The organism is Amycolatopsis heterodermiae, assembly GCF_034929455.1.
Lineage (GTDB): Bacteria > Actinomycetota > Actinomycetes > Mycobacteriales > Pseudonocardiaceae > Amycolatopsis > Amycolatopsis heterodermiae.
Map to the genome: position 1 here is coordinate 513,772 of NZ_JAYFSI010000004.1, position 16,497 is coordinate 530,268.

At 72.0% G+C, this 16,497-nt stretch carries 17 protein-coding genes; 8 read left to right on the forward strand and 9 right to left on the reverse strand.

Annotation, left to right across the window (positions count from 1 at the left end):
* Positions 1-6: 6 nt before the first annotated feature.
* Both VA596_RS21525 and VA596_RS21530 read left to right on the forward strand, forming a co-directional pair.
* Positions 7-714: a maleylpyruvate isomerase N-terminal domain-containing protein gene (locus VA596_RS21525; RefSeq protein ID WP_323329591.1), complete on the forward strand. Its 708-nt coding sequence runs from the start codon at positions 7-9 to the stop codon at positions 712-714.
* Between the two features lie 170 nt (positions 715-884).
* Positions 885-2,363: an FAD-dependent oxidoreductase gene (locus VA596_RS21530; protein WP_323329743.1), complete on the forward strand. Its 1,479-nt coding sequence runs from the start codon at positions 885-887 to the stop codon at positions 2,361-2,363.
* Here VA596_RS21530 and VA596_RS21535 read toward each other — a convergent pair.
* Positions 2,360-3,805: an aldehyde dehydrogenase family protein gene (locus tag VA596_RS21535; RefSeq protein WP_323329592.1), complete on the reverse strand. Its 1,446-nt coding sequence runs from the start codon at positions 3,803-3,805 to the stop codon at positions 2,360-2,362. The genes VA596_RS21530 and VA596_RS21535 overlap by 4 nt on opposite strands.
* A gap of 55 nt (positions 3,806-3,860) precedes the next feature.
* Complete coding sequence (locus VA596_RS21540; RefSeq protein WP_323329593.1) at positions 3,861-4,895, reverse strand: zinc-dependent alcohol dehydrogenase family protein; 1,035 nt, start codon at positions 4,893-4,895, stop codon at positions 3,861-3,863.
* A 63-nt stretch (positions 4,896-4,958) separates the two neighbouring features.
* Between VA596_RS21540 and VA596_RS21545 the strand changes: the two genes are divergently transcribed.
* Positions 4,959-5,567: a rhomboid family intramembrane serine protease gene (locus VA596_RS21545; RefSeq protein ID WP_323329594.1), complete on the forward strand. Its 609-nt coding sequence runs from the start codon at positions 4,959-4,961 to the stop codon at positions 5,565-5,567.
* A gap of 22 nt (positions 5,568-5,589) precedes the next feature.
* On the opposite strand, the gene VA596_RS21550 is transcribed toward VA596_RS21545, so the two are convergent.
* Both VA596_RS21550 and VA596_RS21555 read right to left on the reverse strand, forming a co-directional pair.
* Positions 5,590-5,985, reverse strand: a complete 396-nt coding sequence (locus VA596_RS21550; protein WP_323329595.1) for a hypothetical protein — start codon at positions 5,983-5,985, stop codon at positions 5,590-5,592.
* A 116-nt stretch (positions 5,986-6,101) separates the two neighbouring features.
* Positions 6,102-6,653 (reverse strand): DinB family protein, encoded by a 552-nt coding sequence (locus VA596_RS21555; RefSeq protein ID WP_323329596.1) that lies wholly within the window; start codon positions 6,651-6,653, stop codon positions 6,102-6,104.
* 125 nt (positions 6,654-6,778) lie between these two features.
* Here VA596_RS21555 and guaA point away from each other — a divergent pair, with 125 nt between their 5' ends.
* On the forward strand, positions 6,779-8,335 hold the full coding sequence (gene guaA, locus VA596_RS21560) for a glutamine-hydrolyzing GMP synthase (RefSeq protein WP_323329597.1): 1,557 nt from the start codon (positions 6,779-6,781) through the stop codon (positions 8,333-8,335).
* Positions 8,336-8,401: 66 nt separating this feature from the next.
* Here guaA and VA596_RS21565 read toward each other — a convergent pair whose 3' ends face one another.
* Positions 8,402-8,641, reverse strand: coding sequence for a hypothetical protein (locus VA596_RS21565; protein ID WP_323329598.1), 240 nt, complete (start codon positions 8,639-8,641; stop codon positions 8,402-8,404).
* Complete coding sequence (locus VA596_RS21570) at positions 8,634-9,935, reverse strand: PspC domain-containing protein (protein WP_323329599.1); 1,302 nt, start codon at positions 9,933-9,935, stop codon at positions 8,634-8,636. Before VA596_RS21570 ends, VA596_RS21565 begins: the two co-directional genes overlap by 8 nt.
* Positions 9,936-10,079: 144 nt before the next feature.
* Here VA596_RS21570 and VA596_RS21575 point away from each other — a divergent pair, with 144 nt between their 5' ends.
* From VA596_RS21575 to VA596_RS21585, 3 genes are all read left to right on the forward strand, one after another.
* Positions 10,080-10,703, forward strand: a complete 624-nt coding sequence (locus VA596_RS21575) for a restriction endonuclease (protein ID WP_323329600.1) — start codon at positions 10,080-10,082, stop codon at positions 10,701-10,703.
* A 71-nt stretch (positions 10,704-10,774) separates the two neighbouring features.
* Positions 10,775-12,091 (forward strand): ATP-binding protein, encoded by a 1,317-nt coding sequence (locus VA596_RS21580; RefSeq protein ID WP_323329744.1) that lies wholly within the window; start codon positions 10,775-10,777, stop codon positions 12,089-12,091.
* Positions 12,092-12,098: 7 nt separating this feature from the next.
* The gene (locus VA596_RS21585; protein ID WP_323329601.1) at positions 12,099-12,779 is read left to right on the forward strand and encodes a response regulator transcription factor; all 681 of its coding nucleotides are present in this window, start codon (positions 12,099-12,101) and stop codon (positions 12,777-12,779) included.
* Here VA596_RS21585 and VA596_RS21590 read toward each other — a convergent pair.
* Entirely contained in the window at positions 12,737-13,306 is a 570-nt protein-coding gene (locus tag VA596_RS21590; protein WP_323329602.1) for a hypothetical protein, read from the reverse strand. The two genes, VA596_RS21585 and VA596_RS21590, sit on opposite strands and share 43 nt — an antisense overlap.
* Before the next feature lie 85 nt (positions 13,307-13,391).
* Positions 13,392-14,360, reverse strand: coding sequence for a DMT family transporter (locus VA596_RS21595; protein WP_323329603.1), 969 nt, complete (start codon positions 14,358-14,360; stop codon positions 13,392-13,394).
* Positions 14,361-14,463: 103 nt separating this feature from the next.
* Between VA596_RS21595 and VA596_RS21600 the strand changes: the two genes are divergently transcribed.
* A complete protein-coding gene (locus VA596_RS21600) occupies positions 14,464-15,366 on the forward strand; it encodes a LysR family transcriptional regulator (RefSeq protein ID WP_323329604.1) in 903 nt (300 codons plus the stop codon).
* On the opposite strand, the gene VA596_RS21605 is transcribed toward VA596_RS21600, so the two are convergent.
* Complete coding sequence (locus tag VA596_RS21605) at positions 15,363-16,487, reverse strand: serine/threonine-protein kinase (protein ID WP_323329605.1); 1,125 nt, start codon at positions 16,485-16,487, stop codon at positions 15,363-15,365. The two genes, VA596_RS21600 and VA596_RS21605, sit on opposite strands and share 4 nt — an antisense overlap.
* Positions 16,488-16,497: the final 10 nt, after the last annotated feature.

The window sequence follows — 16,497 nt, forward strand, 5'->3', positions numbered from 1 at the left end:
GGGGCCGTGACGGCATCCGAGAAGGCTCACGCACTGCTCGACGGCGTACGGAAGCTCGACGACGAATGGGCCCGCGTGGCCGGGGGGCTCGGTGAACCCGAGCTGCGCGCGCCCAGTGCGCTGCCCGGCTGGAGCCGGGCTCACGTCTTCGCGCACATCGCGCGCAACGCCGATGGGCTGCGCAATCTGCTGACCTGGGCGAACACCGGGGTCGAGACGCCGATGTACGTCAGCGCCGAGGCGCGCGACGAAGACATCGAGGCCGGCGCCCAGCACGGGGTCGCCGAGATCCTCGGCGACTTCGTCGCGTCCGCCGGGCGGTTCGAGCAGTACGCCGCCGCGATGCCGGACGAGGCCTGGGCGCGTGAGGCCCGCAACCGGCAGGGCGGGCCCGTGACCGGGACCGTCGTCGCGCGGATGCGGCTGTCCGAGCTGACCATCCACCTCGCCGACCTCGGCCTCGGGCACTCCCTCGACGACGTCCTCGGGCTGCTCGGCCCGCTCGCCGAGGACGTCGTCCAGCACGCGATCACCTCCCGCGGCGCGCACCTGCCCGCGCTGCGGCTGGCCGGCGGCGGCTACGAGTGGACGATGGGCACCTCACCCGCCGCGACCGTCACCGGGACCTGCGGTGAACTGCTCGCCTGGCTCAGCGGCCGGTCCGACGGGTCCGCTCTGGACGGTGCCGTGCCACGGATTCCCGCCTGGTCTTGAACGCCGTGCGGCCGTCCGCCGTGTAGGTCGTGGGGCCGCCCGAGATGTTGATGTCGGCCCGCGGACCTAGACTGGGCGTCCCCCGGCAGCGAGGAGTCCGATGTGGACAACGTGAGCAGGCCGGCCCGGTGACCGGGCAACCCGCCGGACGGCCGCACGTCCACCCCCGTATGGACCTGGACCGCAGGGCGTTCCTCCGGATCGCGGGCGTGTCGGCGGCGGGCGCCGTCGCGGCCGCCTGCTCGAACAACGGCAGCCCGGTGCCGGTGAGCTCCACCGCACCGTCCAGCGCGCCGACGTCCGAGGTCCCCACCAGCCGGCCGCCGACCGGGCCGCCGAACTGGGACGACCTGCGCACCAAGCTGACCGGCGGCCTGCTCCGGCCGGGCAACGACGCCTACGACGCCGCCAAGCGCGGGTTCAACCCGCTCTTCGACAGCCGCAACCCCGTCGCCGTGGCGCAGGCGGCGTCGGCCCAGGACGTGCAGGCCTGCGTCCAGGGCTTCGCCGGGCGCCTGAGCATCGCCGCGCGCAGCGGCGGGCACAGCTACGCCGGGTACTCCGTGCCCGACGGCGGCGTGGTCATCGACCTGTCCGCGCTGAAGAAGGTGGACGTCCAGGGCAGCAAGGCCGTGATCGGCGCCGGCGCGAAGCTGAAGGACGTCTACGCCGCGCTCGGGGCGGCCGGGCGCGCGCTGCCCGCCGGGTCCTGCCCGACCGTCGGCATCGCCGGGCTCACCCTCGGCGGCGGCATCGGCGTGCTGGCCCGCAAGTACGGCCTGACGTGCGACCACCTGAGCTCCGCGCAGGTCGTCACGGCCGACGGCCGGCTGGTGACGGCGTCCGCGACCTCCGAGCCGGACCTGTTCTGGGCGCTGCGCGGCGGCGGTGGCGGCAACTTCGGCATCGTCACCGAGTTCACCTTCGACACCGACCCGGCGCCGAACCTGACGGTGTTCTCCCTGCGCTTCCCGGCCGGTTCGGCGGCGAACGTGCTCAACGCGTGGCAGCAGTGGATCACCGCGATGCCACCGGAGCTGTGGGCGAACCTGGTCCTGTCGGGCGGCTCGCCGGTCCAGTGCCGGGTGGGCGGGTGTTACGTCGGCAACGCGCCCGCGCTGAACACGCTGCTGAACAACCTGACCACCAACGCCGGTGCGAAGCCGACGCAGCGCACCGTGCGCAGCCTCGACTACCTCGGCGCCATGAAGTACTTCGAGGGCAGCTCGGACCGCCAGTCGTTCCTCGGGTCGTCGCGGATCATCACGGCGCCGGTCGACGCGGCGAAGGTCGTCGCGCTCGCCGACGGCCGCACGGGCACCGACCTGCTCATCGACGGCCTCGGCGGCAAGGTCGGCGAGCCGGCCAAGGACGCCACGGCGTTCTGGCACCGTGACGCACTGGCCAGCGTGCAGGTCTACGCCCAGGCGACGGCGAAGAACCAGGCGAAGGTGAGCCAGTCCGTGGCCGAGGTCGTCGCCGGTCTCGCCGCCGCCGGGGCGGGCGGTGGGTACGTCAACTACATCGACCCGGGCCTGCCCGACTGGAAGACCGCCTACTACGGCGACAACGCCAAGCGACTGCAGGACGTCGGGAAGAAGTACGACCCCTTCAACGTCTTCCGGTTCGGGCAGAGCGTCCAGATCTAGAGGTCGATGCCGGTGAACACCGTGACGCGCTCCTCGGTGAGGTCGTGCATCGCGGCGAGCACGCCTTCGCGGCCGACACCGGAGCCCTTCACGCCGCCGTAGGGCATCTGGTCGGCGCGGTAGGACGGGACGTCGCCGATGATCACGCCGCCGACCTCCAGCTCCGCCGACGCGTGGAAGGCCAGCTGGACGTCGGCGGTGAAGACGCCGGCCTGCAGCCCGTACGCGGATTCGTTGACCGACCGGAAAGCCTCGTCGACACCGTCCACAACGGACACCGCGAGCACCGGGCCGAAGATCTCCTCCGACCACGCCTTCGTGTCCGGCGGGACGTCGGTGAGCAGGGTCGGCGCGACGGTCGCGCCCTCGCGCGTGCCGCCGGTGAGCAGCTTCGCGCCCGCCGCGACGGCTTCGTCGACCCACGCGACGATCCGCTCGGCGGCGGCCTCGTCGACGACCGGGCCGACGTCGGTGTTGCGGTCGTACGGGTCGCCGGTCCGCTGCGACTGCACGGCTTCCAGCAGCTCGGGGACGAACTCGCCGGCGATCGCGGCGTCCACGATCACGCGCTGGACGGCGATGCAGGACTGCCCGGCCTGGTAGTTGCCGAAGGTCGCGATGCGGTGCGCGGCGCCTTCGGGGTCCGGCCAGTCGCGCAGCACGACGGCCGCCGCGTTGCCGCCGAGCTCCAGCACGACGTGCTTGCGCGGCGCGGCGTCCTTCAGCGACCAGCCGACCGGGCCGGACCCGGTGAACGAGACGACCGGCAGCCGCGGGTCGGCGACGAGCGCCGTGGTCTCGTCGTTCCCCAGCGGCAGCACGGAAAACGCGCCTTCGGGCAGGTCCGTCTCGGCCAGGATCTCGCCGAGGATCAGTGACGAGAGCGGCGTCCGCGGCGCGGGCTTGACGATGATCGGCGCGCCGATCGCCAGCGACGGCGCGACCTTGTGCGCCACCAGGTTGAGCGGGAAGTTGAACGGCGCGATGCCGAGCACCGGCCCGCGCGGGACCCGGCGGGTCAGCGCCAGCCGCGCCTCGCCCGCGGGGTCCGTGTCGAGGCGCTGGACGTCGCCGGTGAACCGGCGGGCCTCCTCGGCGGCGATGCGGAACACCGACACCGCGCGGTTGACCTCGGCCTCGGCCCACTTGAGCGGCTTGCCGTTCTCCGCCGTGATCACCTCGGCGATCTCGTCGGCGCGGGCGGCGAGCACGCGCGAGACGTGCTCGAGCGCGCCGGCCCGGACGTGCGCGGGCGTGCGGCGGAACTCCTTCGCGACGGACACGGCCGCGGCGACCGCGCGTTCGACCTGCTCCGGCCCGGGTACCGCGACCGTGGCGACCTCGCTGCCGTCGTACGGGTGGTGCACCACGAGGGTGGTGGCGCCCGGCTCGGGGCGTCCGGCGATCCAGGCGGGGCGCGGCTCGGGGGTGATCATGTCCATGCGTACCAACGTAATCCGGGTGGGGAGTCCGGCGTGGGACCCCCACCCGGACGGGTCACGGCTTGATGAGCACCTTCAGCGCCTCGCGGTCCGCCATGGCGCGGTAGCCGTCCGGGACGCCTTCGACGTCGATGGTCCGGTCGAAGACCTTCCCGGGCTGGTACTTGCCGTCGAGGACGTCCGGCAGCAGCTCGGGGATGTAGTGCCGGGCCGGCGCGACGCCGCCGGTGACGGTGACGTTGCGGCGGAACACGCCCACGCCGACCGGGCCTTCTTCGTACTGCGGCAGGCCGACGCGGCTGATCGCGCCGCCCGCGCGCACGACGCCGATGCCCATCTCGAAGGCGCCCTTGGTGCCGACGCACTCGAGCACGGCGTGCGTGCCCTGGCCGCCGGTCAGCTCGCGGACCTTTTCGATGCCTTCGTCACCCCGCTCGGCGACGACGTCGGTCGCGCCGAACTCGCGGCCGAGGTCGGTGCGGGCCCGGTGGCGTCCCATGAGGACGATCCGGTCGGCGCCGAGGCGCTTCGCGGCGAGGACGGCGGAGAGGCCGACGGCGCCGTCACCGATGACCGTGACGTTCTGGCCCTCGCTCACGCGGGCCTTCACCGCGGCGTGGTGCCCGGTGGAGAAGACGTCCGACAGCGTGAGCATCGACGCGAGCAGGTCGTCGTCCTCGGTGTGCGGGAGCTTGACCAGGGTGCCGTCGGCCTGCGGCACGCGCACGGCCTCACCCTGGCCGCCGTCGACGCCCTTCGCGCCCCAGCCGCCGCCGTGCAGGCAGGACGTCTGGAGGCCTTCGCGGCAGAACTCGCAGGTGTTGTCGGACCAGACGAACGGCGCGACGGCGAGGTCGCCCTTCCGGACGGTCGTGACGTCGGCGCCGGTCTCCTCGACGATCCCGAGGAACTCGTGCCCGATCCGGCGGCCGTGCTCGCGCGGCTCCATGTCGGCGTACGGCCAGAGGTCGCTCCCGCAGATGCAGGACCGCACGACCCGCAAGATGACGTCCGTCGGCTCGGCGAGCTTCGGGTCGGGCACGGTCTCGACCCGGACGTCGCCGGCACCGTAGATCACTGTCGCTCGCATGCAAGGGCCTTTCGTGACAAACGTCGGGGGTACGGCGGCGGTGGCGCGCCTAGATTTTCGTCCATGACCACGCGCACCGCATCCCGCAACCCGTTCGGGGCCCTCACGGCCGGACCACGGCTCCCGCTCGTCACGGCCCTGGTGTTCCTGGTGACGCTGGCGTGCGGCATCGCGCAGCTGGTGCACCCGCCGCTGTACGACGCGGTGGTCCGCGACGCGGCCCGCATCGACGACGGCCAGTGGTACCGCCTGGTGACGGGCATGTTCTTCCAGGACGGCTGGGGCTTCGGCCTCGTCTCGAACCTGCTCTGGCTGGCGGTGTTCGGCACGCTCGCCGAGCGCGCGTTCGGCCGGTGGCGCTGGCTGGTCCTGTACTTCGGCTGCGGCCTGTTCGGCCAGTTCATGAGCTACGTCTGGCTCAACCCGGTCGGCGCGGGCAACTCGATGTGCGTGGCCGGCCTGCTCGGCGCCCTGGCGACGCTGGTGATCGTGGCCTCGCGCCGCTACGGCGTGACGCTGCCCCTGCAGTTCCGGGTCATGGCGTTCGCGCTGCCGGTCTTGGCGGTCGTCGACACGGTGTTCCACGACAACCACGGCCTGCCCGCCCTGCTGGGCATGGCCCTCGGCTTCCTGCTACTGCCGCGGCCTGTCGTGAGTGAGAAACAGGGTTAGAACACTGTTTCTCACTCACGACTCAGCCCGGGTAGTGGCCGCCGAGCCGGTGCCAGTGCGCGACCAGGTGCGGCTGCACCGGCACCGCGAGCAGCTCCGCGAGGTCCTGCTCGGCCGCGCGAGCCGCCACCTCGGTCCGTTCCCGGGCCCGGACGTCGTCCTCGACGGCCACCCGCGCGCCGGCGCCCGGCCGGGCGTGGGCGGCCGCGATCAGGTCGCAGCGCAGCTCGTCGGCCCGGCCCAGGTCCACGGTGTGCCGTGCGTCGAGGACGATGCCGAGCCCCGAACGCACGCCGTAGCGCACGGCGATCCGCAAGAGGTCGTTGCTGAACGCACGTGTTTCGGCGGGCAGCCACGACAGCCGTTCCCAGTCGGGCGGAGGCTGGTCGTCGGCGCGGCAGACCGCGTACCCGGGCACGTCACACCAGGTCAGACGGTTTGGCGGCCGGAGTCGGTAGAGCATGCGCGTCCCCCTCGGCGGCAGGTGGCCACGGCGGGCCACACCCGTTGAGTCGGACTGATCGTGACTCCGCGTTACAGCGGCCGGTTCCGGTAGAGGTCGCGCAGCAGCAGGACCTCGGCGAGGTGGTGGATCATCTCGCGGTGGATGTGCAGCACCAGTGTCGCCATCGGGTACGCCGCGTACGGGCCCTCCGCCGGGCCGCACGCCCGCGCGAGACCGTCGTCGTCGAGCGACTGCACGCCTTCGACCCACCGGGCGTAGTACTCGTCCAGCAGGGCCAGCGCCTCGGCGGCCGTGCCCGGGTACGGGTAGTCGTCGTACGTCATCGGCGGGCCGTCGAAGTGCGAGGCGATCCGCATGCCCAGGACGCCGACCAGGACGTGGTTGAGGCGCCAGGCGATCGTCGTGACCGGCGGCGGGGTCGGCTCGGGGAAGGCGAAGTCGATGGTGAACGGGCCCGTGCCGGGCTCGTCGTCCGACTTGCGTTCGCGCACGGTCCAGCAGCCCGCGACCGGCTCCCAGAAGTACTCGTCGTCGGTGAGCCCCTCGAGCCTCGGGCGCGTGTGCACCTTCCAGTGGAAGTCGAGCTGGTCGGTCAGTTCCTTCGTCCAGTTCACAGCCATACCGGAGACCGTAGAACCTCTCGCGGACAGCTGCTGTCCTCGTTCGCAACCGGGGCCGGGACCCGGGTGACCGGGCCCACCTGGGACGATGGAGGGGAATCCCGCCGCTGCCAGGAGGTCGTCAGGTGCCCAACCCCACCGGTCCGGTTCTCGTCGTGGACTTCGGGGCGCAGTACGCGCAGCTGATCGCCCGGCGCGTCCGGGAGGCCCAGATCTACTCGGAGGTCGTGCCGCACAGCGCGTCCGTCGACGAGATCCTCGCGAAGAACCCCGCGGCGATCATCCTGTCCGGCGGCCCGTCCAGCGTGTACGCCGAAGGCGCCCCGGGCATGGACCCGAAGCTCACCGAAGCGGGTGTGCCGATCTTCGGCATCTGCTACGGCCACCAGCTGCTGGCCAGCGCGCTCGGCGGCGTCGTCGAGCCGACCGGGGTCCGCGAGTTCGGCCGCACCGAGGTCCGCGTCACCGGTGACGGCGGTGTCCTGCACGCCGGCCTGCCCGCGCACCAGCCCGCGTGGATGAGCCACAACGACAGCGTCACCAAGGCCCCGGAGGGTTCGGTCGTCACCGCGTCCTCCGACGGTGCCGTGGTCGCCGGCTTCGAGGACGTCGAGCGCCGCTTCGCCGGCGTCCAGTACCACCCCGAGGTCGCGCACTCGCCGCACGGCCAGGAGGTGCTGCGCCGCTTCCTGCACGACATCGCGGGCATCAAGCCGCAGTGGACGACGTCGTCGATCGTCGAGGAGCAGGTCCAGCGGATCACCGAGCAGGTCGGCGACGGCCGCGCGATCTGCGGCCTGTCCGGCGGCGTCGACTCCGCCGTCGCGGCCGCACTGGTGCAGCGCGCCATCGGCGACAGGCTGACCTGCGTGTTCGTCGACCACGGCCTGCTGCGGGCGGGGGAGCGCACCCAGGTGGAGCGCGACTTCGTCGCCGCCACCGGCGTCAACCTGGTCACCGTCGACGCGCGCGACCGCTTCCTCGACGCGCTGGCCGGCGTCACCGACCCGGAGCAGAAGCGCAAGATCATCGGCCGCGAGTTCATCCGCGTGTTCGAGCAGGCCGAGCGCGACCTCAAAGCCGAGGGCGACTACCGCTTCCTGGTCCAGGGCACGCTCTACCCGGACGTCGTCGAGTCCGGCGGCGGCGAGGGCGCGGCCAACATCAAGAGCCACCACAACGTCGGCGGCCTGCCGGACGACCTGCAGTTCGAGCTGGTCGAGCCGCTGCGGCTGCTGTTCAAGGACGAGGTCCGCAAGGTCGGCACCGAGCTGGGCCTGCCCGAGACGATCGTGCAGCGCCAGCCGTTCCCCGGCCCCGGCCTGGGCATCCGCATCATCGGCGCGGTCGACGCCGAGCGCCTCGAGACCCTGCGCTCCGCCGACCTGATCGCCCGCGAGGAGCTGACGGCGGCCGGGCTGGACCACGAGATCTGGCAGTGCCCGGTGGTGCTGCTGGCGGACGTCCGCAGCGTCGGCGTCCAGGGTGACGGCCGCACGTACGGCCACCCGATCGTGCTGCGCCCGGTGTCGTCCGAGGACGCGATGACGGCGGACTGGACGCGCCTGCCGTACGAGGTCCTGGAGCGCATCTCCACCCGCATCACCAACGAGGTGGCGGAGGTCAACCGGGTGGTGCTGGACGTGACGTCCAAGCCGCCGGGCACCATCGAGTGGGAGTAAGGCCTTAGACAGGACTCGAGGCCCCGGCGTGGGATCCGGGGCCTCGAGAGAGTGGTGGATTTCGTTCTAGCGTCGGCGTTTCCCGCCGAACGACGCGCCGAGGAGCATCAGCCCCACGAACACCGCGCCGCCCGCGATCACCCAGCGGAAGTCGAAGTGCGGCAGCCAGCTCGCGCCGTCCGAGAGGACGTAGGCGGAGATCAGCAGCGTCGCGACCCCGACGACCAGGGTGAAGAAGTCCACGCCGCGTCGCGCGGGCGGAGCCTCAACCGGGTTGTCGTAGGCGTAAGGGTTCTGGTCAGCCACGGCGCACCTCCACGTCGCCCACAGTGTTCGACACGTGCAGGGTGATCTTCTGGCCGCCGACGCCGTCGGCGCCGTAGTCCGTCCCGGTCAGCGCGTCCTGGCTGATGCCGTCGGTCGTCCGGTTGAAGCAGTCCGCCGTACCGGCGCCGGTACGGCAGTCGAAGGTGACGTCCGCCGTGTCCGGCACGGTGATCGTCGAGTTGCCGGCGCCGTTGACCACGTTCGTGGTGATCGGTGAACCGACCGGCATCTTGCTCAGGTCGAGGTCGATGTCGCCCGCCGCGTGCTGGTAGAGCGGCTTGACGTCGGTCGCCGCGGCGGGCGTCAGGTCGAGGTCGCCGGCGCCGCCGCGGAAGTCGAAGTTCTGGAACGGCACCGTCGTCAGGATCATCCCGACGATCGCCAGCGGCACCGCGAGCCCGATCAGGCCACGGCCGCCACGGACGAACGCGCCGGTGACCAGGCCGAGCCCGACCACGCCGAGCACCAGCCCGATGACGTGCTGCGCGGAGAACCAGGTCACGCCGTTGAGGTTCGCGAGCACGCCGGCCCCGGCGGTCACGACGGCCAGTCCGAACGTCGCCGAGCCCACCTTCGAGCGGCGGCGCGGTTCGGGCGCCTTGAACGCCTTGGGCGGCGCGGGCGGCGGCGGTTCCTGATAGGACGGTGCGTCGGGCAGGTCCCAGCCGGCCGGGTCGGCCGCGAGGGGGTCCCAGCCCTGCGGGGACGCCGGCGACTTCGCCTCGGCGGTCGCGGTGTCGGTCATGGTGAAGGCTCCGTTCCCGGTGAAGGCCGTGTACTGCTGCGACCGCGGGGTGACCGGCGCCGGGCGGTTCTCGTGACCGCGGCTGCGGTGCAGCAGGTAGAGCGCGATGCCGAGCAGGGCGAAGCTGATCAGGCCGCCGCCGTCGAACCAGGAGCCGCTGAAGCTCCCCCCGACGCTCACGACGGTCAGGATCGACAGCACCACGGCGAACGCGGGCGACACCGACGAGCGGCCCCGTCCGATCAGGCCCTCGAAGCCGGAGACGTCGTCGCTCTCACCGGGCAGGAACAGCCACCCCAGCAGGTAGAAGGTCACCCCGAAGCCGCCGAAGATCGTCGCGACCACCAGCGCCACCCGCACCACGACGGGATCGAGCCCGTACCGGTTCCCGATGGCCGCGGCCACCCCGGCGACCTTCCGCCCCCCGTGCGGCCGCCGGGGCCGGCTCCCCCAAAAGTCCTTGACGGTCTCCTCGAAGCCGTTCAACGGACCCGGCTTCGGTGCCCGTGTCTCACTCGCACCACTCATAGCCCAAAGCATGCGCGACGCCGATCCCGCAGACATCCGGGAAGGACCCTGATTCTCCCCGGAGAGGGTCCCGGGGGCGTGGACCGTAACGCGGGATGCCCGCTCGCGACCTTGTTCCGGACGACGGCGGACCGTGGAGGAGCAGTGGCCCGGAAACAGAACCCGGTCGGCGGGGCCGGCTGCGTGGTGTCCGCACTGGGCGTCGCCGCGGCCGGCGTGGCGGTGGCCGCGGTGCTGAGCGTGGTCGCGGCGCACCCGGTCGCGTCGATCGTCATCGGCACCGCCGTGCTGGGTGTGACGATCTACCTGCTGGTGCTGTGGCAGCAGTCGCGCACCCGCGCGGCGCGGCAGGCATGGGAGCTCGACGTCGCCCGGTCGCAGGAGATCGCCAGGTACCACGCGATGGAGCCGGGCGAGTTCGAGCGAGCGCTGGCCTTCCTCTGCGCCCGGGACGGTTGTGCGCACGCCCAGGTCACCGGCCGCGCCGGCGACCTGGGGGCGGACGTGGTCGCCTTCGCTCCCGACGGGCGCAAGGTCGTCCTGCAGGCCAAGCGGTTCGCCGTCACCCACAAGGTCACCGGCCCGGACCTGCAGCGCTTCGGCGGAACTTGTTACACCGTGCACGGGGCCCGCGTCGCCGCCGTGGTCACCACCTCGACGTTCACCAAGCAGGCCCGGGAGTACGCGGCGCACCACGGCATCCGGCTGTTCGACGCGCACGGTCTCGCCGCGTGGGCGAGCCGCACCGGACCGGCGCCCTGGCACTGATCCGCGGCGGCCGGAAGGGCGCCTATCCACCGGATCAGGGGTTTCCCCGATGGAACCCCACGCCCGTGCGTGTGACCATGGACGGCGTGCAGGAGTCCCTCGACCAGGTCGTCGTCCCCGAGACGGTGACGCAGGCCGTTACCGTCCCGCCCTCGCCGAAGATGTTCCGGCGCCGGTCCGGGCGGGCGATCGCCGGCGTCGCCGGTGGTCTCGCCGACCACCTCGGTGTGCCCGTCGTCTGGGTGCGGACCGGGTTCGCGCTGCTGGCCGCCCTCAACGGCGCCGGCCTGCTCGCGTACGGCCTGCTCTGGGTGTTCGTCCAGCAGCAGACCGAAGAGACCGCGAAGGCCCCCACCTCGAAGGAGCGCCAGCAGGCGTTCGGCCTGATCGCGCTCGGGGTCGGGCTCGCCGTCGCCAGCGGGACGCTCACCGGGTTCATCAGCGGCTGGGTCGCGGTGCCGCTCGCCATCGCCATGATCGGTCTCGCCGTCGTCTGGCGCGAGGCCGACGAGTCGCAGCGCCGCCGCTGGCGGGTCGGCGCCAAGGACGGCTTCGCGGGCGCGTTCCTCGGCGGGGGCGGCTGGTCGGCGGCCATCCGGATCGTCGCCGGCGTTGCGCTGGTGATCACCGGCATCGGCGTCGTCGTGCTCCGCAGCGGCAGCCTCGACCAGGTCCAGTTCGCCCTGATCGCCGTCATCGCGACGCTGATCGGCGTCGCGGTCCTGACCATCCCGTTCTGGCTGCGGCTGGTCCGCGACCTGTCCGACGAGCGCAAGGCCCGCATCCGCACCGACGAACGCGCCGAGATCGCCGCCCACCTGCACGACTCCGTGCTGCAGACGCTGGCGCTGATCCAGAAGCAGAGCGAGCAGCCGCGCGAGGTCGCGCGCCTCGCCCGCAGCCAGGAACGCGAACTGCGCGGCTGGCTCTACGGCCCGAACGGCTACGGCAAGCCCGTCGAGAAGCCCGAAGAGGCGCAGACGACCGGCCAGCTCTCGGAAGCGCTCGCGACGGCGTGCGGCGAGGTCGAGGACACCTTCGCGATCTCCGTCGGCCAGGTCGTCGTCGGTGACGCCGAGCTGGACGAGTCGCTGGTCGCGCTGGTCCAGGCCGCGCGCGAGGCGATCGTCAACGCCGCGAAGCACGCCGGGGTCGAAGAGGTGAGCGTCTACGCCGAGGTCGAGCCGACGTCGGTCACGGTGTTCGTCCGCGACCGCGGCAAGGGTTTCGACCCGGACGTCGTCCCGGGCGACCGCCACGGCCTCGCCGACTCGATCCGCGGCCGGATGACCCGTCACGGCGGCACGTGCAAGCTGCGCACCGCGCCGGGTGAAGGCACCGAGGTCCAGCTCGCCATGCCGGTCAAAGCGGGCAAGGGCGCGGTGTGAGGCGGCTATGCTCGAACCCGTGACTGACACCCAGCGCGAACCGGTGAAGGTGTTCCTCGTCGACGACCACGCGCTGTTCCGCGCGGGCGTGCGCACCGAGCTCGACTCGATCACCGACGAGGTCCGCGTGGTCGGCGAGGCCGGCTCGGTCGCCGAGGCGGTGGCCGGCATCGCCCGGACCAAGCCCCAGGTCGTGCTCCTCGACGTCCACATGCCCGACGGCGGCGGCGCCGAGGTGCTGCGCCGCATCCGCCCCGAGCTGCCGGACGTGGTGTTCCTGGCGCTCTCGGTGTCGGACGCCGCGGAGGACGTCATCGCGGTCATCCGCGCCGGCGCCCGCGGCTACGTGACGAAGACGATCTCGTCGAAGGAACTGGTCCGCGCGGTGGTCCGCGTCTCGGACGGCGACGCGGTGTTCTCACCGCGGCTGGCCGGGTTCGTCCTGGACGCGTTCGCCGACCGCCCGGGTTCGGCCCCGATCAACGACCCGGAGCTGGACCTGCTGACCCCCCGCGAGCGCGACGTCCTGCGGCTGCTGGCCCGCGGGTACGCGTACAAGGAGATCGCGTCGGAGCTGTTCATCTCGGTGAAGACGGTCGAGACGCACGTGTCGAGCGTCCTGCGCAAGACCCAGCTCTCGAACCGCTACGAACTGTCTCGCTGGGCCTCCGACCGCCGCCTGGTCTGACGTTCTTCGGGAGCGACGGCCAGCTCCTTTCCGTGGACGAAGCTGCCCGTCACGATCTCGGAACTCGGGTGGTAGTAGCGGCGCTCGAACATCTTTCCCATGCCCGTGACCTCGTGGCGCGCGAAGATCTGCAGCCTGATGAAGGAATGCGGGTTGTCCGACAGCAACTGCCGGATATCCGATTTGATCCTCAGGCGGTAAGCGTTGTCGTAGTCCGTACCCGATCGAATGCGTCGAGGAAGCAGCAGGGGTGCGTTGCCGCATTCGAGGGGAGTCCGCCGCTTGATGCTCCCTCCTTTGGCGCCGATCGGTGTCACGAGGTGAGCATCGAAGCGGAGGTCCATCGCGGCCCGGCGGCTCTGGTTGATCACCTTGATGCGGAAAACAGGTGACTGGGGATCCTCGGCGATCTCCGGCGAAATGGTCAATTTCGGTGTGAGGCGGCTGACGATCAGGATCCACACCGCCGACGCCACGACACTCGACAAGATGCCGACCACAATGGCTTGAACCGTTTCCATCCGCACCTCGCGCTGCCGACCGGGTTGTCGGGCGGAAAGTCGGGTCTGTCCGCTGCGCTGTTACGGCTCGAAGCTGCTACGGCTCGAAAACTCAGTCCGCCAGAGGAGCGAGAGGTCTGGGCGCGCGTCCGGTGGTGTCGTCACCAAGCCCATCCGCTTGGTCACCAGGCTCCGCCAAAACCCCTCGCTCCGGCTTCTGGAGGCGGGTCAGCGCGACCCCGCCGAGGACGACCAGCATGCCCGCGGTCACCCGCAGGTTGAGCTGCTCGCCCAGGAACACCGCGCCCAGCAGGACCGACACCACCGGCAGCAGGTAGCCGACGACCGAGGCCGCCACCGCGCCTTCGCTCGCCAGCAGCTGGTAGTTCAACGCGAACGCGATCCCCGTCGAGCCGATGCCGAGCACCAGCATCGCGAGCAGCGGCCCCACCGAGAAGTGCACCGGCGTGAAGCCGCCCGCGGGCAGCGCCAGCAGCAGGAAGCCGCTCGCCAGCAGCATCTGCCCGGCCGAGAGCGCGTACGGCGACGTCGACGTCCCCGACAGGTACTTGCCCTCGTAGACGAACGCGAAGCCGTAGCTCGCCGCCGCCGCGAGGCAGGCCAGCGCGCCCCAGCTCAGCAGGCCCGACGCCTGCCACGGCGCGAAGATCAGCAGGATCCCGCCGAGGCCCACCAGGAGCCCCGCCAGCCGCGTCCCGGTCATCCGCGACGTCGTCCCCATCATCGGCGCCGCGAGCAGCACCCACAGCGGCGTCGTCGAGTTCAGCACGCCGGTGATGCCCGAGTCGACCGTCGTCTCGCCGATCGCGAACAGCAGGAACGGCAGCGCGTTGTGGAAGAAGGCCGCGACGGTCAGGTGTCCCCACGTCCGCCGGTCGCGCGGCAGCTTGGCCCGCTGCAGCTTGCACAGCAGCAGGAGCATCGCCGCGCCCAGCACCAGCCGCGCCAGGACCAGCTGCACCGGCGAGAACATCCCCAGCCCCAGCTTGATCCAGAAGAAACTCGAGCCCCACATCAGCGCCAGTGCGGCGATCCTGAGCAGGGTCTTCGTCTCGCCCACCCCAGTCCTCCTTCAACGATCACCGCCAGCTTCGTCGCGGCGAGACGTAAGGACAAGCGCAAATAACTGCAGGAACACTTAAGCCGAGCTGTACGATCGGCCCATGCTCGACGTCCGCCGCATGCAGGTCCTCCGCGCCGTGATCACCAGCGGGTCGATCACCGCCGCGGCCCGCAACCTGGGCTACACGCCGTCCGCGATCAGCCAGCAGCTCTCCGCGCTGGAACGCGAGGCGGGCACCGAACTGCTCGAACGCGTCGGCCGCGGCGTCCGGCCGACGCCGGCGGGCTCACTGCTGTCCGAGCACGCCGAGACGCTGAGCACCGAGCTCGCGAAGGCCGAGGCCGCGCTGACCGAGCTCAAGGAGGGCCGGATCGGCCGCATCACCATCCGCTACTTCGCGACGGCGGGCGCGTCGCTCGTCCCGCCCGCCATCGCCGCGGTCCGCCGCGAGCATCCCGGCGTGCGCCTCGACCTCAAGCTCGTCGAGCCGCTGGATCCGCTGGCCGACGTCGAGTCGGGCGAGGCCGACGTCGCGATCACCGTCTTCCCGCGCAAGACCCCGCCGAGCAAGGGGGTCGAGCTGCTCCACCTGCTCGACGACCCGTACCGCGCGGTGCTGCCCAAGACCCACCCGCTGGCCCGCAAGCGCGTGCTCGACCTGACCGAGTTCGCCGAGGAGCCGTGGGTCGGCGTCGACGGCATGCCCGGCATCTGCCGCGACATCCTGCTCGGCGCCTGCGCGCAGGCCGGGTTCGCGCCGAACGTCGTCGTCGAGTCCGAGGACTACCAGACGGCGCAGGGGTTCATCGCGGCCGGCATCGGCGTCGGGCTGATCCCGGAGCTCGGGCTGGGCTCGCAGCACCCCGGCGTGATCGTCCGCAGGATCCGCCACCCGGAGCCGATCCGGGCGATCCACGCCGCCGTCGCGACGCGCGTCTGGGGACACCCGGCCGTCCGCACGCTGCTCGAAGCGATGCGCGCGGCGACCGCGAAAGTGGCCTAGACGAAGAACAGTTCCGAGACGAGGATGCCGACCAGCACGGCCGCGAGGATCGCGGCCACGGTGATCAGCGTCTTCTTCGACACCGGCAGGTTCCACTCGTCCGCGGCCTGCTTCGGCGGCTGGGCCACCGGCGGCGGAATGTACTGCGTCGCCTGCTGGCCCGGCGCCGCCACCGGCTGCATCCGCTGCGTCTCCTCCGCCGAGGAGAAACCGGGTGCGGGTGTGGTGAGCGGGATCTGCTGCTGGTACTGCGGTCCCGACGGCGGCAGCGGCGGGGCCGCGGGCGTGTGCGCCGGGTTGAACGGTGGCGTCGGCGGGGCCGGCGGTGGCGGCATCCCGGGCGCGGTCGGCGGGATGAACGCCGTCTCCCGGCCCTCGGTGATCGCGCTCAGCGCCCGGACCGTGTCCGCCATCGTCGGCCGGGTGGTCGGGTCCGAGCGCAGCATCTTGCGCAGCGCCGCGGTGAGCACGCCGGCGTTCTGCGCCGGGCGCTCCGAAGACTGCCCGTCGTCGCCGAACGGCGGCACGCCCTCCACCGAGGTGTAGAGCGTCGCGCCGAGCGAGAAGACGTCCGCGGGCGGTGACGGCGGCAGGCCGCGCGCCACCTCGGGCGCCACGTACGCCGGGCTCGGCCCGCCGCCGCTGATGCCGATGTCGGTGAGCTTGACGCCACCGTCGTCGGCCAGCAGCACGGTGCCCGGCTCGAGCGTGCGGTGCACGAACCCGGCCGCGTGGATCGCGGTGAGCGCGTTCCCGAGCTGGATCCCCAGCGCCGCCGCCTGGTCGGGCGTGAGCCGGCCGTGCTCGGCGAGGAACGTCGCCATGCTGCGCGACGGGATGTACTCCATCACCAGCCAGACGTCCTGGCCCTCGGGCAGCACGTCGAACACCTTGATGGCGGACGCGTGCTCGATCCGGGCCGCGTCCTTGCCCTCCTGCATGGCGGCCGCACGCGCCTGCTCGGCCCGGTCACCGGCGCCGACGGGCAGGTACATCCGCTTCATCGCGACGGTGCGGAACAGCCGCGTGTCGAACGCCAGCCACACGATCCCGGCGCGGCCGCGGCCGATCGGCTGGTCCAGCCGGAACCGGCCGCCGACGATGGTGCCTTCAGAGCTCAAGTCGAATCCT